Below are 24,221 nucleotides of genomic sequence, written 5' to 3' on the forward strand. Positions count from 1 at the left end.
GGGACCTGCCTCCCGTGGGTCCCGGCTCGCCCGCCAATTCCTCTAGTCGATACAACCCCAAGGGGATGCAAAGACGTGCTGGACGTCAATTTCTTCGATGAGCTCCGCATCGGTCTTGCCACCGCAGATGACATCCGTCAGTGGTCGTACGGCGAGGTCAAGAAGCCGGAGACCATCAACTACCGGACTCTCAAGCCTGAGAAGGACGGTCTCTTCTGCGAGAAGATCTTCGGTCCCACCCGGGACTGGGAGTGCTACTGCGGCAAGTACAAGCGCGTCCGCTTCAAGGGCATCATCTGTGAGCGCTGCGGCGTCGAGGTGACCCGCGCCAAGGTGCGCCGCGAGCGGATGGGCCACATCGAGCTGGCCGCGCCCGTCACCCACATCTGGTACTTCAAGGGTGTTCCCTCCCGCCTGGGCTACCTGCTGGACCTGGCGCCGAAGGACCTCGAGAAGATCATCTACTTCGCGGCCTACGTCATCACTGGCGTGAACGCGGAGCTGCGCCACAACGACCTGCCGACCCTCGAGAACGAGATCGGCGTCGAGCGCAAGAACCTCGAGACGAAGCGTGACGCGGACATCGAGGCTCGCGCGCAGAAGCTGGAAGCCGACCTGGCCGAGCTGGAGGCGGAGGGCGCCAAGTCCGACGTGCGCCGCAAGGTCAAGGAAGGCGGCGAGCGCGAGATGCGTCAGCTGCGCGACCGCGCCGGCCGCGAGCTCGACCGCCTCGAGGAGGTCTGGACGACCTTCACGAAGCTCGACGCGCGTCAGCTGATCGCCGACGAACTGCTCTACCGCGAGCTGGTCGACCGCTACGGCGAGTACTTCACCGGCGGCATGGGCGCGGAGGCCATCCAGAAGCTGGCCGCCGAGTTCGACGTCGCTGCCGAAGCCGACAACCTGCGCGACACCATCCGCAACGGCAAGGGCCAGAAGAAGCTGCGCGCGCTCAAGCGCCTCAAGGTCGTGGCCGCCTTCCAGGCGACCGGCAACGACCCGCGCGGCATGGTGCTCGACGCCGTGCCGGTCATCCCGCCGGACCTGCGCCCGATGGTGCAGCTCGACGGTGGCCGGTTCGCGACGTCGGACCTGAACGACCTGTACCGCCGCGTGATCAACCGCAACAACCGCCTCAAGCGACTGATCGACCTCGGCGCGCCCGAGATCATCGTGAACAACGAGAAGCGGATGCTGCAGGAGGCCGTCGACGCGCTGTTCGACAACGGCCGCCGCGGTCGTCCCGTCACCGGCCCGGGCAACCGGCCGCTGAAGTCGCTGTCCGACCTGCTCAAGGGCAAGCAGGGCCGGTTCCGCCAGAACCTGCTCGGCAAGCGCGTGGACTACTCGGGCCGTTCGGTCATCATCGTCGGCCCGCAGCTGAAGCTGCACCAGTGCGGTCTGCCGAAGGACATGGCGCTCGAGCTGTTCAAGCCGTTCGTCATGAAGCGGCTGGTCGACCTGAACCACGCTCAGAACATCAAGTCCGCCAAGCGGATGGTCGAGCGTTCGCGCCCGCAGGTGTGGGACGTGCTCGAAGAGGTCATCACCGGTCACCCGGTGATGCTGAACCGCGCACCGACCCTGCACCGCCTCGGCATCCAGGCCTTCGAGCCGCAGCTGGTGGAAGGCAAGGCCATCCAGCTGCACCCGCTGGTCTGCGAGGCGTTCAACGCGGACTTCGACGGTGACCAGATGGCGGTGCACCTGCCGCTGTCGGCCGAGGCGCAGGCCGAGGCCCGGATCCTGATGCTGTCGGCGAACAACATCCTGTCGCCGGCGTCGGGCCGCCCGCTCGCCATGCCGCGTCTGGACATGGTCACGGGCCTGTTCCACCTGACCCGCCTCAACGAGAAGGCCGAGGGCGCGGGCAACGCGTACTCGTCGCCGGCCGAGGCGATCATGGCGTACGACCGCAAGGCGCTGAGCCTGCACGCTCCCATCAAGATCCGCGTCACGGACCGCCAGCCGGCCAAGGCCGACGAAGCGCGGCTCGCGGAGAAGGGCTGGGAGCCGGGCAAGATGTGGCTGGCCGAGACGACGCTGGGTCGCGTGCTGTTCAACGACCTGCTGCCGGCGGACTACCCGTTCGTGAACGAGCCGATGCCGAAGAAGCGTCAGGCCGCGATCGTGAACGACCTCGCCGAGCGGTACTCGATGACGCAGGTGGCGCAGACGCTGGACAAGCTCAAGGACGCCGGCTTCTACTGGGCGACCCGCTCGGGCGTCACGGTGGCCATCTCCGACGTGCTCGTGCCCGAGGGCAAGAAGGCCATTCTCGACGAGTACGAGGGCAAGGCCGACCAGGTCGAGAAGCGGTACCAGCGTGGTCAGCTGTCCCACACCGAGCGCAACAACGAGCTCGTCAAGGTGTGGACGCAGGCCACCGAAGAGGTCCACAAGATCATGGAGACGGCGCTGCCGGACGACAACCCGATCGCCATGATCGTGAAGTCGGGCGCGGCGGGCAACATGACGCAGGTCCGGTCGCTGGCCGGTATGCGTGGCCTGGTGTCGAACCCGAAGGGTGAGTACATCCCGCGTCCGATCAAGGCCAACTTCCGTGAAGGCCTGTCGGTGGCGGAGTACTTCATCGCGACGCACGGTGCCCGCAAGGGTCTGGCGGACACGGCTCTGCGTACCGCCGACTCGGGCTACCTGACCCGTCGTCTGGTGGACGTCTCGCAGGACGTCATCGTCCGCGAGGTCGACTGTGGCACCACGCGCGGCATCATGATGGTCGTCGGCGAGGACGTCGGCGACGGCAAGGTCGTGCCGGACCAGCACGTGGAGACCAGCGTGTACGCGCGGAACCTCGCGACGGACGCGGTGGACGCCAAGGGCAACGTCGTGCTCAACGCCGGCGACGACGTGGGCGACCCGGCCATCGCGAAGCTGCTCTCCAGCGGCATCACGAAGGTCAAGGTCCGCTCGGTCCTCACCTGCGAGTCGGCCGTCGGTGTGTGTGCGACCTGCTACGGCCGCTCGATGGCGACGGGCGAGCTCGTCGATGTCGGCGAGGCCGTCGGCATCGTCGCCGCCCAGTCGATCGGTGAGCCGGGTACGCAGCTGACGATGCGTACGTTCCACCAGGGTGGTGTCGCCGGTGACGACATCACGACCGGTCTGCCCCGTGTGACCGAGCTCTTCGAGGCCCGTGTCCCCAAGGGCAAGGCGCCGATCGCGGACGTCGACGGCCGCGTGCGGATCGAGGAGAGCGAGCGGTTCTGGAAGATCACCCTGATCCCGGACGACGGGTCGGAGGAGATCGTCTTCGACAAGCTGTCCAAGCGGCAGCGGCTCGCCAACACCCCGAACGGCCCGCTGGGCGACGGTGACCACGTCAACGTCGGGCAGCAGCTGCTCGAGGGCACGCCCGACCCGCACGAGGTGCTCCGCGTGATGGGCCCGCGTGAGGCGCAGATGCACCTCACCGACGAGGTCCAGAAGGTGTACCGCGCGCAGGGTGTGTCGATCCACGACAAGCACATCGAGGTCATCGTGCGGCAGATGCTGCGCCGCGTGACGGTCATCGACTCGGGTGGCACGGACTTCCTGCCGGGCGAGCTGCCCGAGCGGACCAAGTTCGAGGCGCGCAACCGGTCGACGGTGTCCGAAGGCGGCGAGCCGGCTTCGGGTCGTCCGGTGCTGATGGGCATCACGAAGGCCTCGCTGACCACGGACTCGTGGCTGTCGGCGGCCTCGTTCCAGGAGACCACGCGTGTCCTGACCGACGCGGCCATCAACGGCCGTTCGGACCGGCTCGTGGGCCTCAAGGAGAACGTGATCATCGGTAAGCTGATCCCGGCCGGTACCGGCATCAACAAGTACCGGAACATCCAGGTCCAGCCGACCGAGGAAGCCCGGGTCGCGGCTTACGCGATCCCGTCCTACGACGACGGCTACTACACCCCGGACGTGTTCGGTTCGGGCACCGGTGCCGCTGTTCCGCTGGACGACTACGACTTCGGCCGCGACTTCCGCTGACCGTTCCGTAGCTGAGAAGGCCCCCGTCCCGGGTTTCCGGGGCGGGGGCCTTTCTCGTGTGTCGGCTGTCGTCCGGCTGGCTTTAGCTGAGATGGATGCGGCCGGTAGTCGCGTTGTTGTCGGCACTTCTACGGTCTCGGCACCGGGGGAGCGCGCCTACCTTGGCAGCCGTGGCTGACGTCGTGCCGTTCACGGACAACTTCTCGGATATCTCCAACACCCAGGGCTACCAGTTCGAGTTCCGCTGTGAACGCTGCGGGAACGGCTACCGGTCGGCCTTCCAGCGCGACGCGGTCGAAACGGGCCGCGGCGTCCTGCGGGCAGTGGGCTCGTTCTTCGGCGGCAAGCTGCAGGACCTGAGCTACTCCGCCGACCAGTGGCGCTACGACCGCGCCACGAACTCGTCGGCGAAGGACCGCGCGCTCGCGGCCGCGGTCAAGGAGATCTCGCCGAGCTTCCGCCAGTGCCGGGGTTGCAGCGACTGGATGTGCGCGGACCAGTGCTGGAACACCGAGATCGGGCAGTGCCTGCGGTGCTCGCCGAGCGTCGCGGAGGAGATCTCGCGCGCCCAGGCTTCCGCGCAGCGCGACCAGATCTGGGACCGCGCCCGCGACCGCGACTGGACCCGCGACCTCGACCTGGACACCCGCGCCCACCTCACCTGCCCCAGCTGCGGTGTGAAGTCCGAGGGCGGCAAGTTCTGCGCCTCCTGCGGCTCGTCCCTGGCCCCCACCGTCCACTGCACCGAATGCGGCAAGCCCTCCACCGCCGGCGCCATCTTCTGCGGCGACTGCGGAACACGGCTGTAACCACGAGCGACGGCTACGAGACGGGCGCTTCCTGGGCCTTGCGCAGCTTCCTGACGCGTCTGGGCGGCCTCGGTCGGTAAGTGGCCTTGGCGAGCAACGCGCCCGCGAGAAGCGGCAGCAGGGCGACCAGCAGCACGTAGATCGCCGCGAGGCTGCTCTCCAGGACCGGGTGCCACCAGATCGGGCCGATCTCCACGTCGAGGACATCGCCCTTGGCGGGCAACGTGTCGATCCATTCGGTCGACACGACGTGGGTCGTGCCGTCGAGCACATACTTGCCGCGGACCCAGTCGCTGCTGCCGGTGCAGCCGCCGCGTCGGGGGCTGCAGTCGCCTGCAAAGCCTTCGTGCGCTTCGAGAACAGTCAGCTGAGTCTGAGGCGACACGTTGACCAGCGCGGCCAGGGAGTTCAGGACCGGGAGCAGCCCGAGCACCACCAGGGCCAGCGCGATGACCGTGCGCGTGGTCAGCGACACCGAGGTGACCGGCTGCCGGTCGGCCGCCTCGCGGAACCGGTTGACCGGTGTCCGCAGGAACCCGCCGCGGCCGCCGTTCCAGGAGTTGTAACTCGTGTCGGACCCGGCGGCCACCGCGGCGAACGCCTTGTCCCCGCCGCACACCTCCCACACCGGCGCGGGCACGGCCGCGGCCAGCATCGCGAGCCGACGCGAGTTGCCGAACATGCGGTCCTCGGTGAGCGCGCCCGACTCGGTGGTCCACATCGCGTCGCCGTGAAAGGCCACCGAGCGCACGCGGAACCACAGGTCACCGAGCAACAACGTGCGAACCTCGTCGGTGAGCACGGCCGTGGCGAACTCCGGATCGGACGTGGTCACCGAGAAGCGGCGGTCGAACTCGGCGTCGACCTCGAACGTGTCCAGCGCGAGGTCGGGCTCCAACCAGCCGAACGAGTTCCGGGTGATCCGGGCGTCTTCCAGCGGCGTGAAGTGCTCCGGCTCGAACGCCCCGGTCCGCGGCGAGATCACCAGCGCCGGCACCTTCGGGATCCGGATCTGCACTGCTGAGTTGATCGAGTCGATCTGCTCGGCGACCTTGGCCACCTCGGCAAACTGCTCCTCCTCGGTGTGTCGGGCGGTCGAGTACTCGATGCCCAGCACGCGGTGACCCTGCTGGTCGAACTCGACCGTCGTGCGCACGGGACCGGGGTCCGGGTGGTCGCGGTCCACCCCTCGGCCGAGGTGGGGGAGCACGCCGAACGTCTGCCGGCCGTCCGAGGCCGTGCGCGCGACCCACGTGCGCTGCCGCCAGCCACGCCACGCCACCAGCGCCGCGAACGCCACCGGGAACGCGATCCAGATCAGCTGGGGCACGACGCTGCCGGTGCCCGCGGAAAGCCAGTACAGCGCCGTCTCGGAGAAGGCCACACCGCACAGGACGTAACACACCGTCGCGGCCGTGCCGCTGCGTCGCTCAAGTCTCCCGGCAAGCCACAGCAGCAAGGAACCGAGCACGAAACCGCCGACGATGAACCACGGCTCGAACAGGTCCATCTACTGATCCATGTCCAGGTTCTCGCGGGTGTCCTCTTCGGAGTGGTATCCGGCGGCGTCGCTCCCGCCGCGGGACTCCAGGATGTCGCGGGTGTTGTCGATCGCCTTGTTGGCGAAGTCGAAGCCGGCCTTGCCGTTGTAGGCCGAGCCCTTGTCGAGGTCGCCGAGCTTCACCCCGGTCACCTGCTTGAGGGCTTCCTCCCCGCCGGCCTTCACCGACTCCTTCAGCGCCTCGACCGTCGCCATGCCGCGCGAGTTCGTCGCCGAGGCGAGTGCGCCGGTGGCGGCCTTCTCCATGCCGGGCGTCATGCCGGGGGCGCCCGACGGGGTGAGCTTGCGGCCCTGCTTGATCAGGTCGTCGGTCCACTTCGAGAGAAAGGTCATGAACTTCTGGAGCAGCTCGCCCAGCTTCCCCAGCTTCGAGGTGATCCTGGTGAACGCACTGGCCGCCTTGGCGATCGAGGCGGTCATCGCGGCGGCGACCGACGAGCCGAGGCTCACGATCGAGGCGGCCAAAGCCGGCAGCCAGATGTAGATCAGCCAGCTGACCAGCTCGCTGATGATCGCCTTCACGACCTCTTCGATGACGGTCATGACCATCGACCACATCTGGAGGGTCTCGCCGACCCCGCCGGTGGTCGAGCCGATGCCCTTGATTCCCTCGGAGAACTGGTCGAGCGAACTGCGGGCCGCGTTGCCGCCGTCGCCCTGCCAGGTCCGCAGCTCTTCCTTGCCCTTCTTGGCGAAGTCGTCGCCGAGCTTGACGAAACCGACGCCGATCTCGCTGAAGTTGCCGGCCGCCTCCTTGAGCGCCGGGCCGTCGCCCGTCACGAAGTGCAGCGCGTCCTGCAGCGGCGAGATCAGCTCCAGGAGCATGTTCAGGCCGTTGCTGACCAGCCAGCCGACGGGGTCGAGTGCGAAGCTCGCCACGTCCACCGCGGCGCCGGCGACGAAGCCCGCGCCGTCCTGGAGCATCTGCCCGGTGGCCGCCGCGAACTCGCCGGCGTCGTCGGCTTCGCCGAAGCCCTTGATGCCTCGTTCGACGCCCTCGACCCCCTTGCCGATGATCGGCGCCTTCTTGGCGGCTTCGTTGGCGTCGTGGACGAAACCCTCGTCCTCGTGCTCCAGCTTTACGCCGTCGGCGATGCTGTCGGCCATTTCGGTCTCCCCCTGCTCAGAGCGGTCCGTCGATGTTCGCCTTGAACTTGCCGAAGGTCACGACGGTGTCCTTCTCATGGCCGTCGTAGATCTCCGCGGCCTGGTTCACTTTCCCGCCCAGCGTGTCGACGCCGGTCTTCATCAGTTCGAGCATCTGGCGGAGGTCGTCGAGCTTGCTCGTGTACGTCTGCTTCACCGCCAGCCCGATCAGGCCCCACGACTTGTCCGTCACGTCGGCCTGGCTGACGAGGTTGCCGAACTTCGTGGCCTCGTCCTTGTAGTGCGGCAACGTGCCGGAGGCGTAGGTCTTCAGGATCTGGGGGTCTACGTCGTGGCTCATCGGTCCTCCTCGTGGTCCCACAGGCGCCGGACGCCGTCTTCGGCGGGGCGGGCCGGGGGAGGCGGCGGGGCCGCGGCCGGGGGCTCGTCGCGGCGCAGGATGTCGCCGTGTTCGAGGTCTTCGTCCGTGAGCCGGCGCGGGGCCGGCTGCGCCTCCGAATTCGACACAGCCTTGGACTTCAGCTCTTCGGCCGTGGTTCCCATTGCCTCGGCCTGGGCCTCGAGGACCTGGCCCGACACGTCGAGGCCGAAGGCGGCGCCCACGTGCGCGTCGACGATGCCGGCCTGCTTCAGCGTGGCGTCGGCGACGGCGCGGTGAAGCGTCGCCAGGATGGCTGACGCCAGCTGCTGGGGCTGCTGCTTGAGGGCGTCGGCGGTGAGCCGGATGTCCTTCACTGAGCCGCCGGCGCCCGCGACGACCGTTATGGCGCGGTCGGGCGACATGGCGGTGGCCTCGAGGGCGGTCACCTCGTCCTGCATGTCGCCGACTTTGGCGAAGCTCGCCTCGGCCTGTTTGATCTTGCTCTGGAACTTCTCGAACTCGGCGACGAGACGATCCATCTCAGCCGACACGGCGGCCCCCTCACGTGCACGACGGGTGTGCGGACGTGCGGATTATGCCGGTTCTGTCGCGTTCGCGCTGCGGAGTCGTGAATGTTTTCCCAAAAGGGACGACGGCGTCGTCCTTGTGCCCGGCTGCCCGGAGTGGTCCGTTGTAGATGAACAAGATCCAGTGTGGACGGAGCGGAACCCTTTCACCCCAGCGACTTCGAGAACCAGTGCTCCGCGTACTTGTCGTCGTTGAACGGCTCGACCTCGAAGTAGCCCACCCGCGCGTACAGCGCCCGCGCCTCGACGAGGTCGTGCCGGGTGTCGAGCCGCAGCGTCTCGGCTCCCAGCGACCGCGCCGCCTCCTCGGCCGCCGCCACGAGGCGTGCGCCGCCGCCCTGGCCGCGGTGTGCAGGGCGCACGTACACCTTCGTGAGCTCATTCAGTCCGGGCCGCACCACGCGCGTGCCGGCGCAGCCGGTCACGGTGCCGTCGGGCAGGCGGGCGACGAGGAACGCGCCGGTCGGGGCGACGAGATCGTCGCCTGGCTCCTCGGCCAGGACCTGGTCGACCTCCGTTTCCGTGGCGGGTCGGCCCCAGTAACGGCTCGCGACGTCCGTGAGGTACTCGCGCACGATCGCGCGCGCGTCAGGGTGATCGACGGGCATTTGCGTGATAGTCCAGTTCACGGTCACGAGATCATCGTGTCCGGTTCGTCCACTGGTTAATGGGGAAGTCGATCACCTGGGGAAAGCGACGTTCCATCCCCGTGTGTCACCCGATAGTGGAAATAGGTAGCGTGCGAGCCGCAGGGAAACCGACTTGAGGAGTGCGTGATGGACGGCAACGGCACCGCCGACCGGCCTGAAGAGGGGCAGAAGGACACCAAGGGGCACCACGCCGCGCCTGAGGGGGCCGGCGTTCACCCGCTGATCGACCTGTCGCGCGACCCCCACCCGGGGCGGCCCGACCACGCGAAGCCGGACGAGGAATAGCCGAGGAATAGGGGGGACGTCCGTCACGTTCTGGATGATGGGTTCTCCGCGCGGCTCTAGGCGCAGGGCCCTCATCTGGGGATACGATGGGCGGTCACCGTCAGTTCGGACCCCCCCGCCCGGACCGCCCGTCAAGTGGCCGGGTATCTTTGGAGACCGTGCCCGGCAGGCGTCGGGCCGCTCCGCGTGCCGTACGGCATGAGCGGGGTGCTCGCGCACCCGGTTCACCGGCCTCGTCCACGTGGGGTTCCGACGGAAAACCCCTTCGGGAAAGTACCGGTCGAGAGACCGTGACGCGGGCCGACACGCCCGACCGCGGGGGCCGGTGAAGACACGAAGAAGCAGCAAGAACGCGACAGAAAGCTGGTCCATTGCCCACGATCCAGCAGCTGGTCCGCAAGGGCCGCCAGGACAAGGCTGCCAAGCAGAAGACCGCGGCCCTCAAGGGGAGCCCGCAGCGTCGTGGCGTGTGCACCCGCGTGTACACCACGACCCCGAAGAAGCCGAACTCGGCGCTGCGCAAGGTTGCGCGTGTGAAGCTGACGAGCGGCATCGAGGTCACGGCGTACATCCCCGGTGAGGGCCACAACCTGCAGGAGCACTCGATGGTGCTCGTGCGCGGTGGCCGGGTGAAGGACCTGCCGGGCGTTCGCTACAAGATCATCCGCGGTTCGCTCGACACCCAGGGTGTGAAGAACCGCAAGCAGGCGCGCAGCCGCTACGGCGCGAAGAAGGAGAAGAGCTAATGCCCCGCAAGGGTCCGGCCCCCAAGCGGCCTCTGATCTCCGACCCGGTCTACGCCTCCCCGCTGGTCACCCAGCTGGTGAACAAGGTGCTGAAGGACGGGAAGCGGTCGCTGGCCGAGCGCATCGTGTACGGCGCGCTGGAAGGCGCTCGCGAGAAGACCGGCACCGACCCGGTCGTCACGCTGAAGCGCGCGCTCGACAACGTGAAGCCCACCATCGAGGTGAAGAGCCGCCGCGTCGGTGGTGCCACCTACCAGGTGCCGATCGAGGTCAAGCCCGGCCGTTCCACCACGCTGGCGCTGCGCTGGCTGGTCTCCTTCTCGCAGGCTCGCCGCGAGAAGACCATGATCGAGCGGCTGCAGAACGAGCTGCTCGACGCGAGCAACGGTCTTGGCGCCAGCGTCAAGCGCCGTGAAGACACGCACAAGATGGCCGAGTCCAACAAGGCCTTCGCGCACTACCGCTGGTGATGACCGCCCGGCTGCCGATCCAAGCCATGCCGGGCCCCACGTTCGAGACAGGGGAACACTCTCGTGGCACGTGAAGTGCTGACCGACCTGAACAAGGTCCGCAACATCGGGATCATGGCGCACATCGACGCCGGTAAGACCACCACCACCGAGCGGATCCTGTTCTACACCGGGATCAACTACAAGATCGGCGAAGTCCACGACGGCGCCGCCACCATGGACTGGATGGAGGAGGAGCAGAAGCGGGGTATCACCATCACCTCGGCTGCCACCACCACGTTCTGGGCCGATCACCAGATCAACATCATCGACACCCCCGGGCACGTCGACTTCACCGTCGAGGTGGAGCGCTCGCTCCGCGTGCTCGACGGCGCCGTGGCCGTCTTCGACGGCAAGGAAGGTGTCGAGCCGCAGTCCGAGCAGGTCTGGCGGCAGGCGGACAAGTACGAAGTTCCGCGCATCTGCTTCGTCAACAAGATGGACAAGCTGGGTGCCGACTTCTACTTCACCGTGCGCACCATCGAGGAGCGCCTCGGTGCCCGGCCGCTGGTCATCCAGCTGCCGATCGGCGCCGAGAACGACTTCGAGGGCGTCATCGACCTGGTCCGCATGAAGGCGCTGACCTGGCGTGGCGAGGTGAGCAAGGGCGAGGACTACTCGGTCGAGGAGATCCCGGCCGAGCTGGCCGACCGCGCCGCCGAGTACCGCGAGAAGCTCGTCGAGGCCGTCGCCGAGACCGACGACGCCATGATGGAGAAGTTCCTCGAGGGCGAGCAGCTCACGGAAGCCGAGATCAAGGCCGGCATCCGCAAGCTCACCGTCGCGCGCGAGGCGTACCCGGTGCTCACCGGCTCCGCCTTCAAGAACAAGGGCGTGCAGCCGATGCTGGACGCGGTCATCGACTACCTGCCGTCCCCGCTGGACGTGCCGGCCGTCGAGGGCACGCTGCCGGACGGCGAGACCCCGGTCCTGCGCAAGCCGTCGGTCGACGAGCCGTTCGCGGCCCTCGCCTTCAAGATCGCGGCGCACCCGTTCTTCGGCAAGCTGACCTACATCCGGGTCTACTCGGGCAAGGTCTCCGCGGGCACCCAGGTCGTCAACGCGACCAAGGAGCGCAAGGAGCGCATCGGCAAGCTCTTCCAGATGCACTCCAACAAGGAGAACCCGGTCGAGGAGGCCCAGGCCGGCCACATCTACGCGGTCATCGGCCTGAAGGACACCACGACCGGTGACACGCTGGCCGACCCGCAGAACCCGGTCGTCCTCGAGTCGATGACCTTCCCGGATCCCGTTATCCGCGTGGCCATCGAGCCGAAGACGAAGGCCGACCAGGAGAAGCTGTCGCTCGCGATCCAGAAGCTGGCCGAGGAAGACCCCACCTTCCAGGTCCAGCTCGACGAGGACACGGGCCAGACGATCATCGCCGGCATGGGCGAGCTGCACCTCGAGGTGCTGGTGAACCGCATGAAGTCCGACTACAAGGTCGAGGCGAACATCGGTAAGCCGCAGGTCGCCTACCGCGAGACGATCAAGAAGACGGTCGACAAGCTCGACTACGTGCACAAGAAGCAGACCGGTGGTTCCGGCCAGTTCGCGAAGGTCATCGTGAAGCTGGAGCCGCTCGAGACGACCGACGGTGCACTCTACGAGTTCGACAACAAGGTCTCCGGCGGCCGCGTGCCGCGGGAGTACATCCCGTCGGTCGACGCGGGCGGGCAGGACGCCATGCAGTACGGCGTGCTGGCCGGCTACCCGCTCGTCGGGTTGAAGTTCACCTTGTTGGACGGCGCGTACCACGAGGTCGACTCTTCGGAGATGGCGTTCAAGATCGCCGGTTCCATGGCGATGAAGGAAGCCGCGAAGAAGGCCGGCCCGGTCATCCTCGAGCCGATGATGGCCGTCGAGGTCACGACTCCCGAGGATTACATGGGTGACGTGATCGGTGACCTCAACTCCCGCCGTGGCCAGATCCAGGCCATGGAGGAGCGCGCCGGTACCCGTGTCGTCAAGGCAGTGGTACCGCTGTCGGAGATGTTCGGTTACGTCGGTGACCTGCGGTCTCGCACCCAGGGTCGCGCGAACTACTCCATGGTGTTCGACTCCTACGCCGAGGTTCCCGCGAACGTCGCGAAGGAAATCATCGCGAAGGCGACGGGGGAGTAGTTCCCCTTCGCTCGCGGGCATAAGGAACACTCCTGAACGTCCGCAGCAAAGACGAGAAACAATCAGCGGTTGGCAGCCACGCCGGCCGGTGAGCACAAAGCGAAATCAGTCCAGGAGGACATTCCAGTGGCGAAGGCGAAGTTCGAGCGGAGCAAGCCGCACGTCAACATCGGGACCATCGGTCACGTCGACCACGGCAAGACCACGCTGACCGCGGCGATCACCAAGGTTCTGCACGACAAGTACCCGGAGCTCAACGAGTCGCGTGCGTTCGACCAGATCGACAACGCGCCCGAAGAGCGCCAGCGCGGTATTACGATCAACATCTCGCACGTCGAGTACCAGACCGAGAAGCGTCACTACGCGCACGTCGACGCCCCCGGTCACGCGGACTACATCAAGAACATGATCACCGGTGCCGCCCAGATGGACGGTGCGATCCTGGTCGTGGCCGCCACCGACGGCCCGATGCCGCAGACCCGCGAGCACGTGCTGCTCGCCCGCCAGGTCGGCGTGCCCTACATCGTGGTCGCGCTGAACAAGGCCGACATGGTCGACGACGAGGAGATCCTCGAGCTCGTCGAGCTGGAGGTCCGCGAGCTGCTGTCCTCGCAGGAGTTTCCGGGCGACGACGCGCCGGTCGTGCGCGTCTCGGGCCTGAAGGCTCTCGAGGGCGACGCCAAGTGGGCCGAGGCTGTCCTCGAGCTCATGACCGCCGTCGACGACAACGTGCCGGACCCGGTGCGTGAGCTCGACAAGCCGTTCCTCATGCCGATCGAGGACGTCTTCACCATCACCGGTCGCGGCACCGTCGTCACCGGCCGCGTCGAGCGTGGCGTGGTCAACGTGAACGAAGAGGTCGAGATCGTCGGCATCAAGGAGAAGTCGACCAAGACGACTGTCACCGGTGTCGAGATGTTCCGCAAGCTGCTGGACCAGGGCCAGGCGGGCGACAACGTCGGCCTCCTCGTCCGCGGTATCAAGCGCGAGGACGTCGAGCGCGGCCAGGTCGTCGTGAAGCCGGGTACCACCACCCCGCACACCGACTTCGAGGGCCGGGTCTACATCCTGTCGAAGGACGAGGGTGGTCGTCACACCCCGTTCTTCAACAACTACCGCCCGCAGTTCTACTTCCGCACCACGGACGTGACCGGCGTCGTGACCCTCCCCGAGGGCACCGAGATGGTCATGCCGGGCGACAACACCGACATTTCGGTGGCGCTGATCCAGCCCATCGCCATGGACGTGAACCTGCGCTTCGCGATTCGCGAGGGCGGCCGCACCGTGGGTGCGGGTCAGGTCACCAAGATCATCAAGTGATTTCGACGCCCTTGACCGGGCTACTACACCCCCCGGTCAAGGGCGTCAACTCACGTGTGCGACACTATTCAGGTTGCTCGTCCCGGGGCGGCCGAATCCTCGAGTTGTTCGATTGACTCACGGGGTTCCGGCCGCCCCTGTACGAGTGGCCACGGTCCGTCCAGCTCTTCCTTCGGGGTGAGGCTAGCGGGCAAAGGCCAAGTGGCCGGCGGTGCTTGCAGTTGATGCGGCACGGCGGGCTCGCGGCCTCCTCACGTTGAGGAAGACCAGGCAGGACGATCCCACGGGATCCGTCTGTGCGTCGGGCGCGACACGCCCGACCGCGTGGACCGGGGACAGGGCCGTTGAACTGCTGAAACCGGGGCCTCAGGCCCGGGTTGACGAGACAAAGCGGCACGAGACGACGAAGGAACGAGCAGCCACCATGGCGGGACAGAAGATCCGCATCCGGCTCAAGGCCTACGACCACGAGGCGATCGACACCTCGGCGCGCAAGATCGTGGAGACGGTCACGCGCACCGGTGCCCGTGTTGTCGGGCCGGTGCCGCTGCCCACCGAGAAGAACGTTTACTGCGTCATCCGCTCGCCGCACAAGTACAAGGACTCGCGCGAGCACTTCGAGATGCGCACGCACAAGCGTCTGATCGACATCCTCGACCCGACGCCGAAGACGGTCGACGCGCTTATGCGCATCGACCTGCCGGCGAGCGTCGACGTCAACATCCAGTAGCGGCTGGCGAGCGGCGGAGAGTAAGAGACTCATGTCTGACAGGCAGATGAAGGGCATCCTGGGCACCAAGCTCGGCATGACCCAGGTCTTCGACGAGCAGAACCGGGTTGTCCCGGTCACCGTCGTGAAGGCCGGTCCGAACGTGGTCACCCAGGTTCGGACCCAGGACAAGGACGGCTATGCGGCCGTGCAGCTGGCTTTCGGTGCGGTCGACCCGCGCCGGGTGAACAAGCCGCGCACCGGCCACTTCGACAAGGCGGGCGTGACCCCGCGGCGCTTCCTCGCCGAGCTGCGTACCACCGACGCGGACACCTACGAGGTCGGTCAGGAGATCACCGCCGAGGTGTTCGCCGCCGGCGTCGAGGTCGACGTCACGGGTACCAGCAAGGGCAAGGGCTACGCCGGTGTCATGAAGCGCCACGGCTTCAAGGGCCAGGGCGCGAGCCACGGTGCTCAGGCCGTGCACCGCAAGCCGGGTTCCATCGGTGGCTGCGCCACCCCCGGCCGCGTCTTCAAGGGCCTGCGCATGGCGGGCCGGATGGGCTCCGACCGGGTCACCACGCAGGGTCTGACCGTGCACGCGGTGCGTGCCGAAGACGGCCTGCTGCTGATCAAGGGCGCGGTGCCCGGTCCCAAGGGCGGCCTGCTGTTCGTGCGCAGCGCCGCGAAGGGTGGTAACTCCGAATGACAAGCGTCGAGCTGAAGACCCCGGCCGGTAAAGCCGACGGCACGGTCGACCTCCCCGCGGAGATCTTCGACGTGCAGGCCAACATCGCGCTGATGCACCAGGTTGTGATCGGCCAGCTGGCCGCCGCGCGCCAGGGCACGCACGACACGAAGACCCGTGGTGAGGTCTCCGGTGGCGGCAAGAAGCCGTACCGGCAGAAGGGCACCGGTCGTGCCCGCCAGGGTTCGACCCGCGCGCCGCAGTTCGCCGGCGGTGGCGTCGTCCATGGCCCCACGCCGCGTGACTACACGCAGCGCACCCCGAAGAAGATGAAGGCCGCCGCTCTGCGTGGCGCCCTCTCCGACCGGGCTCGCGCCGGCCAGCTGCACGTCGTGACCGAACTGGTCACCGGCGAGAAGCCGTCGACCAAGGCCGCCAAGACCGCGATCGCCGCCGTGACGCAGGCGAAGCGCGTGCTCGTGGTGCTGCACCGGGCCGACGAGCTCAGCTGGGTCTCCCTGCGGAACCTCCCCGAGATCCACATTCTCTGGGCGGACCAGCTCAACACCTACGACGTGCTGGTCAACGACGACGTCGTGTTCACCAAGGCCGCGTACGACGCGTTCGTCGCAGGCCCCGCCAGTGGCAAGGGCGTCAAGGCCTCCGCTCGGTCGGGCGAAGTTTCGGAAGGGAGTGACGAGAAGTGAGCTCGATCGCCATTCCGGACCACCGCGACATCCTGCTCGCGCCGGTCATCTCCGAGAAGTCCTACGGGCTGCTCGAGGACCACAAGTACACGTTCATCGTCCGCCCGGACGCCAACAAGACCCAGATCAAGATCGCGGTCGAGAAGGTGTTCGGTGTCAAGGTGGTCAGCGTCAACACGGCCAACCGTCAGGGCAAGCGGAAGCGGACTCGCGCAGGCTTCGGCAAGCGCAAGGACACCAAGCGCGCCATCGTGACTCTTTCGCCTGAAAGCAAGGCGATCGAGATCTTCGGCGGACCCACCGCGTAAAGGACTGAGCTGACAATGGGCATCCGCAAGTACAAGCCGACGACCCCGGGTCGTCGCGGTTCGAGCGTCTCGGACTTCGCCGAGATCACCCGCTCCACGCCGGAGAAGTCGCTGCTGCGTCCGCTGAGCGGTTCGGGCGGTCGTAACTCGTCGGGCAAGATCACCACCCGTCACAAGGGTGGCGGCCACAAGCGCGCCTACCGCGTCATCGACTTCCGTCGTAACGACAAGGACGGCGTGCCGGCCAAGGTCGCGCACATCGAGTACGACCCCAACCGCACCGCGCGCATCGCGCTCCTGCACTACGCCGACGGCGAGAAGCGCTACATCATCGCGCCGGACAAGCTGAAGCAGGGCGACACCGTCGAGAACGGCCCTCGCGCCGACATCAAGCCGGGTAACAACCTGCCGCTGCGCAACATCCCGGTCGGCACCGTGGTCCACGCGATCGAGCTCCGCCCCGGTGGCGGCGCGAAGATGGCGCGCTCCGCCGGCGCCAAGGTGCAGCTGGTGGCCAAGGACGGGCCTTACGCCCAGCTCCGGCTGCCTTCGGGCGAGATCCGCAACGTCGACGTGCGCAACCGCGCGACCGTCGGCGAGGTGGGCAACTCCGAGCACGCGAACATCAACTGGGGCAAGGCGGGTCGTAACCGCTGGCGCGGCAAGCGCCCCACCGTCCGTGGTGTCGTCATGAACCCGGTCGACCACCCGCACGGTGGTGGTGAGGGTAAGACCTCCGGTGGTCGCCACCCGGTGAACCCGAACGGTAAGCCCGAGGGTCGCACGCGTCGCCGCAAGGCAAGTGACGCGATGATCGTCCGCCGCCGCCGTACCGGCAAGAACAAGCGCTGAGCAGGGAGGTAGAAGAACATGCCACGCAGCCTTAAGAAGGGGCCCTTCGTGGACGACCACCTGCTCAAGAAGGTGGACGCGCTCAACGAGGCCAACAAGAAGACCGTGATCAAGACCTGGTCGCGTCGCTCGACGATCATCCCGGATTTCCTGGGTCACACGATCGCCGTGCACGACGGCCGCAAGCACGTCCCGGTGTTCGTCACCGAGGCCATGGTGGGTCACAAGCTGGGCGAGTTCGCCCCGACGCGGACCTTCAAGGGTCACATCAAGGACGACCGCAAGTCGCGCCGCCGCTGAGCGGGCACGAAACAAGACAAGGGAAGTAGCGATGAACGCCCAGAACGACGCGACGGTCGAGGCTCTGCCTACGGCTTACGCGCGGGCTCGCTTCGTCCGGGACTCGCCGACCAAGGTGCGCCGGGTGATCGAGCTCATCAAGGGACGTAGCGCCGCCGACGCCTTGGCCGTGCTCCGGTTCGCCCCCCAGGCGGCCAGCGAGCCGGTCGCGAAGGTGCTCGCCAGTGCCGTGGCCAACGCCGAGAACAACCTTCAGCTCGACCCGGAGACGCTCTGGGTCAAGAACGCGTACGCCGACGAGGGCCCGACCCTCAAGCGCATCCGCCCGCGGGCCCAGGGCCGCGCGTACCGGATCCGCAAGCGGACCAGCCACATCACCGTCGAGGTGGAGTCGCGTCCGAAGGCCGACGTGAAGAAGGCGCAGAGCAAGAAGAAGGCAGGTGGCCGGTAGTGGGCCAGAAGATCAACCCGCACGGCTTCCGCCTGGGTATCACCACGGACTGGAAGTCGCGCTGGTACGCCGACAAGCAGTACTCGGAGTACGTGGCCGAGGACGTGAAGATCCGCAAGCTGCTGTCCACGGGCATGGAGCGCGCCGGCATCTCCAAGGTCGAGATCGAGCGCACCCGTGACCGCGTTCGCGTCGACATCCACACCGCCCGGCCGGGCATCGTCATCGGCCGTCGTGGTGCGGAGGCCGACCGGATCCGTGGCGCGCTGGAGAAGCTGACCGCCAAGCAGGTCCAGCTGAACATCCTCGAGGTCAAGAACCCCGAGTCCGACGCCCAGCTCGTTGCGCAGGGTGTCGCGGAGCAGCTGAGCAACCGCGTGGCGTTCCGCCGCGCGATGCGCAAGGCGATCCAGACCTCCATGCGTTCGCCGCAGGTCAAGGGCATTCGCGTGCAGTGCGGCGGTCGTCTCGGCGGTGCCGAGATGTCCCGCTCCGAGCACTACCGCGACGGCCGGGTTCCGCTGCACACGCTGCGTGCCGACATCGACTACGGCTTCTTCGAGGCCAAGACGACGTTCGGTCGCATCGGCGTGAAGGTGTGGATCTACAAGGGCGAGCTGGTGGGTGGCCTCAAGGCCCGCGAGGCGCGCGACGCCGCCGCGGCTGCCGAGCGGGCCCCGCGCCGCGACCGCGGTGACCGTCCGTCCCGCCCGCGCCGCTCCGGCGCCTCGGGCACGACGGCGACCTCGACCGAAGCCGGTCGCGCTGCTGCCGCCGCGAAGAACGAAGACGCGGCACCCGTGGCGACCGAGGCGGCCCCGGCTGCCGAGACCGCAGAAAAGACGGAGGGCTGAGACGTGCTCATCCCGCGCAGGGTCAAGCACCGGAAGCAGCACTCCCCGAAGCGCCACGGCGCCGCCAAGGGCGGTACGAAGGTCAGCTTCGGCGAGTACGGCATCCAGGCGCTTGAGCACAGCTACGTGACGAACCGGCAGATCGAGTCCGCTCGTATCGCCATGACCCGTCACATCAAGCGTGGCGGCAAGGTGTGGACGACGATCTACCCGGACCGCCCGCTGACCAAGAAGCCGGCGGAAACCCGCATGGGTTCCGGTAAGGGTTCGCCCGAGTGGTGGATCGCCAACGTGAAGCCGGGTCGCGTGATGTTCGAGATCTCGTTCCCGAACGAGGAGACCGCCCGTGAGGCGCTCCGTCGCGCGATCCACAAGCTGCCCATGAAGTGCCGCATCGTGACCCGTGAAGGTGGTGAGTTCTAATGGCCAACGGCGCCGCCCAGGCTTCGGAGCTTCGTGAGCTCACCGCGGAAGAGCTCGTGCTGCGTCTGAAGGAATACAAGGAGGAGCTCTTCAACCTCCGCTTCCAGATGGCGACCGGGCAGCTGGACAACAACCGTCGGCTGCGCACCGTCCGTACGGACATCGCGCGGATCTACACGGTCATGCGTGAGCGTGAGCTCGGCCTGTCCGTGGCCCCCGACAGCGAGAGTGAAGGTGCCGCATGAGCGAGCCCACCACCGAGAAGCTCGCGCGTAACTACCGCAAGGTGCGCGAGGGCTACGTCGTCTCGGACAAGATGGACAAGACGATCGTGGTCGAGCTCGAGGACCGCAAGAAGCACCCGCGCTACTCGAAGGTTCTGCGCAGCACCACCAAGGTCAAGGTGCACGACGAGAACAACGAGGCGGGCGTGGGCGACCGGGTCACCCTGATGGAGACCCGGCCGCTGTCGGCGACGAAGCGCTGGCGCCTCGTGCAGGTCGTGGAGAAGGCCAAGTAAGCAGGGCTCTTCGGAGTCCTTGGTTCCGCAAGGCTCGCGCGAGCGAGAACCAGCGCGACATACAGGAGTTGACGTGATCCAGCAGGAGTCGCGGCTTCGGGTTGCCGACAACACCGGTGCTAAGGAAATCCTTTGCATCCGTGTTCTCGGTGGCTCCGGGCGGCGCTACGCGGGCATCGGTGACATCATCGTCGCCACCGTGAAGGACGCCATCCCGGCTGCCGGGGTGAAGAAGGGCGACGTCGTCAAGGCGGTCATCGTCCGCACGGTGAAGGAGCGTCGTCGTCCGGACGGTTCCTACATCCGCTTCGACGAGAACGCCGCTGTGCTCATCAAGAACGACAACGAGCCTCGTGGCACCCGCATCTTCGGCCCGGTGGGCCGCGAGCTGCGCGACCGAAAGTTCATGAAGATCATTTCGCTCGCGCCGGAGGTGTTGTAAGCCATGAAGGTGAAGAAGGGCGACACGGTCGTCGTCATCGCCGGCAAGGACAAGGGCGCCAAGGGCAAGGTCATCCAGGCCTACCCGGAGCGCGACCGCGTGCTGGTCGAGGGCGTGAACCGGATCAAGAAGCACACCCGGATCACCCAGACCCAGCGTGGTGCGCAGTCCGGCGGCATCGTGACCCAGGAAGCGCCCATCCACGTGTCGAACGTGATGGTCGTGGACTCGGACGGTAAGCCGACCCGCGTGGGCTACCGCATCGGCGAGGACGGCAAGAAGGTCCGGGTCTCGCGCCGGAACGGCAAGGACATCTGACATGACCACCGCAGAGAAGATGGTGCCGCGTCTGAAGACCCGGTACCGCGAAGAGATCAAGGGCGAACTCCAGAAGGAGTTCTCCATCCCCAACGTGCACCAGATTCCCGGCGTCGTGAAGGTCGTCGTGAACATGGGTGTGGGTGACGCGGCCCGCGACAGCAAGCTCATCGAGGGTGCTGTCCGCGACCTGTCGCTGATCACCGGCCAGAAGCCGGAAGTCCGGAAGGCTCGCAAGTCCATCGCGCAGTTCAAGCTGCGTGAGGGCCAGCCGATCGGTGCGCGCGTGACGCTGCGCGGCGACCGGATGTGGGAGTTCCTCGACCGGCTGCTCACCATCGCGCTGCCCCGTATCCGCGACTTCCGCGGTCTGTCCGGCAAGCAGTTCGACGGCAACGGCAACTACACGTTCGGTCTCAACGAGCAGTCGATGTTCCACGAGATCGACCCCGACGCCATCGACCGTCCGCGCGGCATGGATGTCACGGTCGTCACCACCGCCACCACCGACGACGAGGGCCGGGCGCTGCTGCGCAAGCTCGGCTTCCCGTTCAAGGAGAACTGAGCCGATGGCCAAGAAAGCTCTGGTCCACAAGGCCGCCAAGAAGCCGAAGTTCGCCGTGCGGGGTTACACCCGTTGCAACCGTTGTGGTCGGCCGCACTCGGTGTACCGCAAGTTCGGGCTCTGCCGGATCTGTCTCCGGGAGATGGCGCACGCGGGCGAGCTGCCCGGCGTCCGCAAGTCCAGCTGGTAAGAGGCTCGAAACTATTTCCCAGTTCGCCACAGGCCCCGCCCGAGAGGGCGGGGAACCAGGCGAGAAAGGTTGACAGGTCACCATGACGATGACCGACCCCATCGCAGACTTCTTGACTCGTCTGCGTAACGCGAACTCGGCGTACCACGACGAGGTCGTGCTTCCCCACTCGAAGATCAAGGCGAACATCGCCGAGATCCTCAAGCGCGAGGGCTACATCGCGGGCTACCGCGACGAGCCGGGCGAGAAGCACAAGAACCTCATCGTGGAGCTGAAGTACGGCCCCAACCGCGAGCGCAGCATCGCCGGCCTCCGGCGCGTGTCCAAGCCGGGTCTGCGGGTGTACGCAAAATCGACCGAACTGCCGTCCGTGCTGGGTGGCCTCGGCGTCGCGATCATCTCGACGTCCGGTGGCCTGCAGACCGACCGTCAGGCCAAGCGCAACAACGTGGGCGGCGAAGTCCTCGCCTACGTCTGGTAAGGAAGGGGGCACAGACATGTCACGCATCGGAAAGCTGCCGGTCGCCGTCCCCTCCGGGGTCGACGTGACCATCAACGGTCAGCACATTCAGGTCAAGGGGCCCAAGGGCACTCTCGAGCACACCCTCGCGGAGCCCATCACCGTCGAGCGCGGTGAAGACGGCACCCTGCAGGTGAAGCGCCCGGACGACGAGCGCACCTCCAAGGCGCTGCACGGTCTCACCCGCACGCTGGTGAACAACCTCGTCGTCGGCGTCACCGCCGGCTACGAGAAGAAGATGGAAATCCACGGCGTTGGTTACCGTGTGCAGGCCAAGGGTTCGGACCTCGAGTTCGCCCTCGGTTACAGCCACCCGGTGAAGATCGAGGCGCCGGAAGGCATCACCTTCAAGGTGGAGACGCCCACCCGGTTCTCGGTGTCCGGCATCGACAAGCAGAAGGTCGGCCAGATCGCCGCGGTCATCCGCAAGTTGCGCCGTCCCGACCCGTACAAGGGCAAGGGCCTGCGCTACGAGGGTGAGAAGATCCGCCGCAAGGTCGGAAAGACGGGTAAGTGATCATGAGCGACACGACTACCACGAAGCGCAAGCCGGTCGGCAAGGATGTCTCGACCCGCCGCCGCGTCGCGAAGACCCGTCGGCACTTCCGCCTGCGCAAGAAGGTCAACGGCACGCCGGTTCGTCCGCGCCTGGTCGTCAAGCGGTCCTCGCGGCACATCGCCGTGCAGGTGATCGACGACCTCGCCGGCCACACCCTGGCGTCGGCGTCCACCCTCGAGGCGGACGTCCGGGCGGCCGACGGCGACAAGAAGGCCAAGGCCGCGAAGGTCGGCGAACTCGTCGCCGCACGCGCCAAGGCGGCCGGGATCTCGGCTGTGGTGTTCGACCGTGGCGGCAACGCCTACCACGGCCGCATCGCCGCGCTCGCCGACGCCGCCCGTGAGGCGGGGTTGGAGTTCTGATGCAGATGCTCGTCAATGGAAGGAAAGCCTGATGCCGGGACGTACGCGGCAATTCGGCGGCGGCCAGGGCGGACCGGGCGGTCAGGGCGGCAACGACCGCAATGACCGCCGCGGTGGCGGCCGGGACCGGCGCGACAGCGGCCGTGGCGGGGCCGGCCAGGACAAGACCCCGCACCTCGAGAAGGTCGTGACGATCAACCGCGTCGCCAAGGTCGTCAAGGGTGGTCGTCGCTTCAGCTTCACCGCCCTCGTCGTCGTCGGCGACGGTGACGGTCAGGTCGGCGTCGGCTACGGCAAGGCCAAGGAAGTTCCCGCGGCCATCGCCAAGGGCGTCGAGGAAGCGAAGAAGAACTTCTTCCGCGTGCCTCGCGTCGGCGGCACCATTCCCCACCCGATCCAGGGTGAGGAAGCCGCCGGTGTCGTGCTGCTGCGTCCGGCTTCGGCCGGTACCGGTGTCATCGCCGGTGGCCCGGTGCGCGCGGTGCTGGAGTGCGCGGGTGTTCACGACGTGCTGTCGAAGTCGCTCGGCTCCGACAACGCGATCAACATCGTGCACGCGACTGTGGCGGCCCTGAAGGGTCTGCAGCGTCCCGAAGAGGTCGCGGCCCGCCGCGGTCTCCCGCTCGAGGACGTCGCTCCGGCCCGGATGCTGCGCCAGCGCGCGGGCCAGGGGGCGTGACATGACTCAGCTCAAGGTCACCCAGGTCAAGAGCAAGATCGGCACGAAGCACGCTCACCGCGAGTCGCTGCGCACCCTCGGGCTGCGCAAGATCCGCCAGAGCGTCGTGCGTGAAGACACCCCCCAGGTGCGCGGCCTGATCCACACCGTCCGCCACCTGGTGGAGGTCGAGGAGGTCCAGGCATGACGGCCATCAAGATCCACCACCTGCGCCCGGCTCCGGGCTCGAAGCGCGAGAAGATGCGCGTCGGCCGTGGTGAAGGCTCGAAGGGCAAGACGGCCGGTCGCGGCACGAAGGGCACCAAGGCCCGTAAGAACGTGCCCGCCGGCTTCGAGGGTGGGCAGATGCCCATCCACATGCGGCTGCCGAAGCTGCGTGGCTTCAAGAACCGCTTCCGCACCGAGTACCAGCCGGTGAACGTGGGCGACATCGCCCGCGTCTTCCCGGACGGTGGCACGGTCGGCGTCGAGGAGCTCGTCGCGGCGGGTCTCGTCCGCAAGGGCAGCCTCGTGAAGGTTCTCGGCAACGGTGACCTCAACGGCGTCAAGCTGGACGTCACCGCGGACGGTTTCTCCGGCTCTGCCAAGGAGAAGCTCGAAGCCGCCGGTGGCACCGCCACCGCCAACTGAGGCAACTGAAGCACCTGACACACGACTCGGGCCCATCCAGCGCACTGCTGGGTGGGCCCGAGTCGTTGTGTGGGCTCGTCCACAAGCGCTGTACGCGC

At 67.2% G+C, this 24,221-nt stretch carries 33 protein-coding genes; 28 read left to right on the forward strand and 5 right to left on the reverse strand.

Going from position 1 to position 24,221, the window contains the following annotated elements; all coding sequences use genetic code 11:
* The first annotated feature begins 75 nt into the window (after window positions 1-75).
* On the forward strand, window positions 76-3,987 hold the full coding sequence (locus ABZU76_RS37140) for a DNA-directed RNA polymerase subunit beta' (RefSeq protein WP_220246068.1): 3,912 nt from the start codon (window positions 76-78) through the stop codon (window positions 3,985-3,987).
* Window positions 3,988-4,157: 170 nt separating this feature from the next.
* Complete coding sequence (locus tag ABZU76_RS37145; RefSeq protein ID WP_354878454.1) at window positions 4,158-4,796, forward strand: zinc ribbon domain-containing protein; 639 nt, start codon at window positions 4,158-4,160, stop codon at window positions 4,794-4,796.
* Window positions 4,797-4,809: 13 nt separating this feature from the next.
* Here ABZU76_RS37145 and ABZU76_RS37150 read toward each other — a convergent pair whose 3' ends face one another.
* The 5 genes from ABZU76_RS37150 to ABZU76_RS37170 all read right to left on the reverse strand — a co-directional run bounded on the left by ABZU76_RS37150 (window position 4,810) and on the right by ABZU76_RS37170 (window position 9,020).
* Entirely contained in the window at window positions 4,810-6,306 is a 1,497-nt protein-coding gene (locus ABZU76_RS37150; protein WP_354878457.1) for a hypothetical protein, read from the reverse strand.
* Window positions 6,307-7,464 carry a hypothetical protein gene (locus tag ABZU76_RS37155; RefSeq protein ID WP_354878460.1) on the reverse strand — a complete coding sequence of 386 codons (1,158 nt, stop codon included), beginning with the start codon at window positions 7,462-7,464 and terminating at the stop codon, window positions 6,307-6,309.
* A gap of 16 nt (window positions 7,465-7,480) precedes the next feature.
* The gene (locus ABZU76_RS37160; protein WP_220246071.1) at window positions 7,481-7,804 is read right to left on the reverse strand and encodes a hypothetical protein; all 324 of its coding nucleotides are present in this window, start codon (window positions 7,802-7,804) and stop codon (window positions 7,481-7,483) included.
* The gene (locus ABZU76_RS37165; RefSeq protein ID WP_354878462.1) at window positions 7,801-8,376 is read right to left on the reverse strand and encodes a YbaB/EbfC family nucleoid-associated protein; all 576 of its coding nucleotides are present in this window, start codon (window positions 8,374-8,376) and stop codon (window positions 7,801-7,803) included. Before ABZU76_RS37165 ends, ABZU76_RS37160 begins: the two co-directional genes overlap by 4 nt.
* Before the next feature lie 182 nt (window positions 8,377-8,558).
* Window positions 8,559-9,020, reverse strand: coding sequence for a GNAT family N-acetyltransferase (locus ABZU76_RS37170; RefSeq protein ID WP_354878464.1), 462 nt, complete (start codon window positions 9,018-9,020; stop codon window positions 8,559-8,561).
* A gap of 168 nt (window positions 9,021-9,188) precedes the next feature.
* On the opposite strand from ABZU76_RS37170, the gene ABZU76_RS37175 reads away from it, so the two are divergent.
* The 26 genes from ABZU76_RS37175 to rplO all read left to right on the forward strand — a co-directional run bounded on the left by ABZU76_RS37175 (window position 9,189) and on the right by rplO (window position 24,123).
* On the forward strand, window positions 9,189-9,347 hold the full coding sequence (locus ABZU76_RS37175; protein WP_354878467.1) for a hypothetical protein: 159 nt from the start codon (window positions 9,189-9,191) through the stop codon (window positions 9,345-9,347).
* 371 nt (window positions 9,348-9,718) lie between these two features.
* Window positions 9,719-10,093 (forward strand): 30S ribosomal protein S12, encoded by a 375-nt coding sequence (rpsL, locus tag ABZU76_RS37180; RefSeq protein WP_003102113.1) that lies wholly within the window; start codon window positions 9,719-9,721, stop codon window positions 10,091-10,093.
* On the forward strand, window positions 10,093-10,563 hold the full coding sequence (rpsG, locus tag ABZU76_RS37185; protein WP_007031033.1) for a 30S ribosomal protein S7: 471 nt from the start codon (window positions 10,093-10,095) through the stop codon (window positions 10,561-10,563). The genes rpsL and rpsG overlap by 1 nt, the downstream gene beginning before the upstream one ends.
* Window positions 10,564-10,626: 63 nt before the next feature.
* Window positions 10,627-12,726 carry an elongation factor G gene (fusA, locus tag ABZU76_RS37190; protein ID WP_354878470.1) on the forward strand — a complete coding sequence of 700 codons (2,100 nt, stop codon included), beginning with the start codon at window positions 10,627-10,629 and terminating at the stop codon, window positions 12,724-12,726.
* Window positions 12,727-12,852: 126 nt separating this feature from the next.
* Window positions 12,853-14,046 (forward strand): elongation factor Tu, encoded by a 1,194-nt coding sequence (gene tuf, locus ABZU76_RS37195; protein WP_220246077.1) that lies wholly within the window; start codon window positions 12,853-12,855, stop codon window positions 14,044-14,046.
* A 424-nt stretch (window positions 14,047-14,470) separates the two neighbouring features.
* The gene (gene rpsJ, locus ABZU76_RS37200) at window positions 14,471-14,776 is read left to right on the forward strand and encodes a 30S ribosomal protein S10 (protein WP_003102098.1); all 306 of its coding nucleotides are present in this window, start codon (window positions 14,471-14,473) and stop codon (window positions 14,774-14,776) included.
* Between the two features lie 31 nt (window positions 14,777-14,807).
* Window positions 14,808-15,464, forward strand: a complete 657-nt coding sequence (gene rplC / locus ABZU76_RS37205) for a 50S ribosomal protein L3 (protein ID WP_220246078.1) — start codon at window positions 14,808-14,810, stop codon at window positions 15,462-15,464.
* On the forward strand, window positions 15,461-16,150 hold the full coding sequence (rplD, locus tag ABZU76_RS37210; RefSeq protein WP_354878474.1) for a 50S ribosomal protein L4: 690 nt from the start codon (window positions 15,461-15,463) through the stop codon (window positions 16,148-16,150). Before rplC ends, rplD begins: the two co-directional genes overlap by 4 nt.
* A complete protein-coding gene (gene rplW, locus ABZU76_RS37215) occupies window positions 16,147-16,458 on the forward strand; it encodes a 50S ribosomal protein L23 (RefSeq protein WP_354878477.1) in 312 nt (103 codons plus the stop codon). The genes rplD and rplW overlap by 4 nt, the downstream gene beginning before the upstream one ends.
* Window positions 16,459-16,473: 15 nt before the next feature.
* The gene (rplB, locus tag ABZU76_RS37220; protein ID WP_354878480.1) at window positions 16,474-17,310 is read left to right on the forward strand and encodes a 50S ribosomal protein L2; all 837 of its coding nucleotides are present in this window, start codon (window positions 16,474-16,476) and stop codon (window positions 17,308-17,310) included.
* A gap of 18 nt (window positions 17,311-17,328) precedes the next feature.
* Window positions 17,329-17,610 (forward strand): 30S ribosomal protein S19, encoded by a 282-nt coding sequence (gene rpsS / locus ABZU76_RS37225; RefSeq protein WP_153035997.1) that lies wholly within the window; start codon window positions 17,329-17,331, stop codon window positions 17,608-17,610.
* Between the two features lie 31 nt (window positions 17,611-17,641).
* Window positions 17,642-18,061, forward strand: a complete 420-nt coding sequence (rplV, locus tag ABZU76_RS37230) for a 50S ribosomal protein L22 (protein ID WP_220246082.1) — start codon at window positions 17,642-17,644, stop codon at window positions 18,059-18,061.
* Window positions 18,061-18,915: a 30S ribosomal protein S3 gene (gene rpsC / locus ABZU76_RS37235; protein ID WP_220246083.1), complete on the forward strand. Its 855-nt coding sequence runs from the start codon at window positions 18,061-18,063 to the stop codon at window positions 18,913-18,915. The genes rplV and rpsC overlap by 1 nt, the downstream gene beginning before the upstream one ends.
* 3 nt (window positions 18,916-18,918) lie before the next feature.
* Window positions 18,919-19,338: a 50S ribosomal protein L16 gene (gene rplP, locus ABZU76_RS37240; protein WP_004558864.1), complete on the forward strand. Its 420-nt coding sequence runs from the start codon at window positions 18,919-18,921 to the stop codon at window positions 19,336-19,338.
* Window positions 19,338-19,583, forward strand: a complete 246-nt coding sequence (gene rpmC, locus ABZU76_RS37245) for a 50S ribosomal protein L29 (protein WP_220246084.1) — start codon at window positions 19,338-19,340, stop codon at window positions 19,581-19,583. The genes rplP and rpmC overlap by 1 nt, the downstream gene beginning before the upstream one ends.
* The gene (gene rpsQ / locus ABZU76_RS37250; protein ID WP_220246085.1) at window positions 19,580-19,858 is read left to right on the forward strand and encodes a 30S ribosomal protein S17; all 279 of its coding nucleotides are present in this window, start codon (window positions 19,580-19,582) and stop codon (window positions 19,856-19,858) included. Before rpmC ends, rpsQ begins: the two co-directional genes overlap by 4 nt.
* A gap of 73 nt (window positions 19,859-19,931) precedes the next feature.
* Entirely contained in the window at window positions 19,932-20,300 is a 369-nt protein-coding gene (rplN, locus tag ABZU76_RS37255; protein ID WP_004558867.1) for a 50S ribosomal protein L14, read from the forward strand.
* A 3-nt stretch (window positions 20,301-20,303) separates the two neighbouring features.
* Complete coding sequence (gene rplX / locus ABZU76_RS37260) at window positions 20,304-20,618, forward strand: 50S ribosomal protein L24 (protein ID WP_204091700.1); 315 nt, start codon at window positions 20,304-20,306, stop codon at window positions 20,616-20,618.
* Between the two features lies 1 nt (window position 20,619).
* Entirely contained in the window at window positions 20,620-21,183 is a 564-nt protein-coding gene (gene rplE / locus ABZU76_RS37265) for a 50S ribosomal protein L5 (RefSeq protein ID WP_220246086.1), read from the forward strand.
* A gap of 4 nt (window positions 21,184-21,187) precedes the next feature.
* Entirely contained in the window at window positions 21,188-21,373 is a 186-nt protein-coding gene (locus tag ABZU76_RS37270; RefSeq protein ID WP_220246087.1) for a type Z 30S ribosomal protein S14, read from the forward strand.
* Between the two features lie 82 nt (window positions 21,374-21,455).
* Window positions 21,456-21,854 (forward strand): 30S ribosomal protein S8, encoded by a 399-nt coding sequence (rpsH, locus tag ABZU76_RS37275; RefSeq protein WP_220246088.1) that lies wholly within the window; start codon window positions 21,456-21,458, stop codon window positions 21,852-21,854.
* Window positions 21,855-21,870: 16 nt separating this feature from the next.
* Entirely contained in the window at window positions 21,871-22,410 is a 540-nt protein-coding gene (gene rplF, locus ABZU76_RS37280) for a 50S ribosomal protein L6 (protein WP_220246089.1), read from the forward strand.
* Window positions 22,411-22,412: 2 nt separating this feature from the next.
* Window positions 22,413-22,814: a 50S ribosomal protein L18 gene (gene rplR, locus ABZU76_RS37285; protein ID WP_354878489.1), complete on the forward strand. Its 402-nt coding sequence runs from the start codon at window positions 22,413-22,415 to the stop codon at window positions 22,812-22,814.
* A gap of 31 nt (window positions 22,815-22,845) precedes the next feature.
* The gene (gene rpsE / locus ABZU76_RS37290) at window positions 22,846-23,493 is read left to right on the forward strand and encodes a 30S ribosomal protein S5 (protein ID WP_220246091.1); all 648 of its coding nucleotides are present in this window, start codon (window positions 22,846-22,848) and stop codon (window positions 23,491-23,493) included.
* Window position 23,494: 1 nt separating this feature from the next.
* Complete coding sequence (gene rpmD / locus ABZU76_RS37295; RefSeq protein WP_020643215.1) at window positions 23,495-23,680, forward strand: 50S ribosomal protein L30; 186 nt, start codon at window positions 23,495-23,497, stop codon at window positions 23,678-23,680.
* Window positions 23,677-24,123, forward strand: a complete 447-nt coding sequence (rplO, locus tag ABZU76_RS37300; protein WP_354878493.1) for a 50S ribosomal protein L15 — start codon at window positions 23,677-23,679, stop codon at window positions 24,121-24,123. The genes rpmD and rplO overlap by 4 nt, the downstream gene beginning before the upstream one ends.
* Window positions 24,124-24,221: the final 98 nt, after the last annotated feature.

The sequence above is a fragment of the Amycolatopsis sp. NPDC005232 genome, assembly GCF_040607795.1.
Classification (GTDB): domain Bacteria; phylum Actinomycetota; class Actinomycetes; order Mycobacteriales; family Pseudonocardiaceae; genus Amycolatopsis.

Coding starts and splice junctions, on each gene's coding strand:
- rpsS (WP_153035997.1), top strand. CDS start 17,329: ATGCCACGCAGCCTTAAGAAGGGGCCCTTCGTGGACGACCACCTGCTC.
- rplO (WP_354878493.1), top strand. CDS start 23,677: ATGACGGCCATCAAGATCCACCACCTGCGCCCGGCTCCGGGCTCGAAG.
- rpsJ (WP_003102098.1), top strand. CDS start 14,471: ATGGCGGGACAGAAGATCCGCATCCGGCTCAAGGCCTACGACCACGAG.
- rplD (WP_354878474.1), top strand. CDS start 15,461: ATGACAAGCGTCGAGCTGAAGACCCCGGCCGGTAAAGCCGACGGCACG.
- rpsG (WP_007031033.1), top strand. CDS start 10,093: ATGCCCCGCAAGGGTCCGGCCCCCAAGCGGCCTCTGATCTCCGACCCG.
- rplV (WP_220246082.1), top strand. CDS start 17,642: ATGAACGCCCAGAACGACGCGACGGTCGAGGCTCTGCCTACGGCTTAC.
- rpsE (WP_220246091.1), top strand. CDS start 22,846: ATGCCGGGACGTACGCGGCAATTCGGCGGCGGCCAGGGCGGACCGGGC.
- rpmC (WP_220246084.1), top strand. CDS start 19,338: ATGGCCAACGGCGCCGCCCAGGCTTCGGAGCTTCGTGAGCTCACCGCG.
- rpmD (WP_020643215.1), top strand. CDS start 23,495: ATGACTCAGCTCAAGGTCACCCAGGTCAAGAGCAAGATCGGCACGAAG.
- ABZU76_RS37155 (WP_354878460.1), bottom strand. CDS start 7,464: ATGGCCGACAGCATCGCCGACGGCGTAAAGCTGGAGCACGAGGACGAG.
- ABZU76_RS37150 (WP_354878457.1), bottom strand. CDS start 6,306: ATGGACCTGTTCGAGCCGTGGTTCATCGTCGGCGGTTTCGTGCTCGGT.
- rplB (WP_354878480.1), top strand. CDS start 16,474: ATGGGCATCCGCAAGTACAAGCCGACGACCCCGGGTCGTCGCGGTTCG.
- rpsQ (WP_220246085.1), top strand. CDS start 19,580: ATGAGCGAGCCCACCACCGAGAAGCTCGCGCGTAACTACCGCAAGGTG.
- ABZU76_RS37175 (WP_354878467.1), top strand. CDS start 9,189: ATGGACGGCAACGGCACCGCCGACCGGCCTGAAGAGGGGCAGAAGGAC.
- ABZU76_RS37170 (WP_354878464.1), bottom strand. CDS start 9,020: ATGCCCGTCGATCACCCTGACGCGCGCGCGATCGTGCGCGAGTACCTC.
- ABZU76_RS37160 (WP_220246071.1), bottom strand. CDS start 7,804: ATGAGCCACGACGTAGACCCCCAGATCCTGAAGACCTACGCCTCCGGC.
- ABZU76_RS37270 (WP_220246087.1), top strand. CDS start 21,188: ATGGCCAAGAAAGCTCTGGTCCACAAGGCCGCCAAGAAGCCGAAGTTC.
- rplF (WP_220246089.1), top strand. CDS start 21,871: ATGTCACGCATCGGAAAGCTGCCGGTCGCCGTCCCCTCCGGGGTCGAC.
- rplX (WP_204091700.1), top strand. CDS start 20,304: ATGAAGGTGAAGAAGGGCGACACGGTCGTCGTCATCGCCGGCAAGGAC.
- rplC (WP_220246078.1), top strand. CDS start 14,808: ATGTCTGACAGGCAGATGAAGGGCATCCTGGGCACCAAGCTCGGCATG.
- rpsH (WP_220246088.1), top strand. CDS start 21,456: ATGACGATGACCGACCCCATCGCAGACTTCTTGACTCGTCTGCGTAAC.
- rplR (WP_354878489.1), top strand. CDS start 22,413: ATGAGCGACACGACTACCACGAAGCGCAAGCCGGTCGGCAAGGATGTC.
- rplE (WP_220246086.1), top strand. CDS start 20,620: ATGACCACCGCAGAGAAGATGGTGCCGCGTCTGAAGACCCGGTACCGC.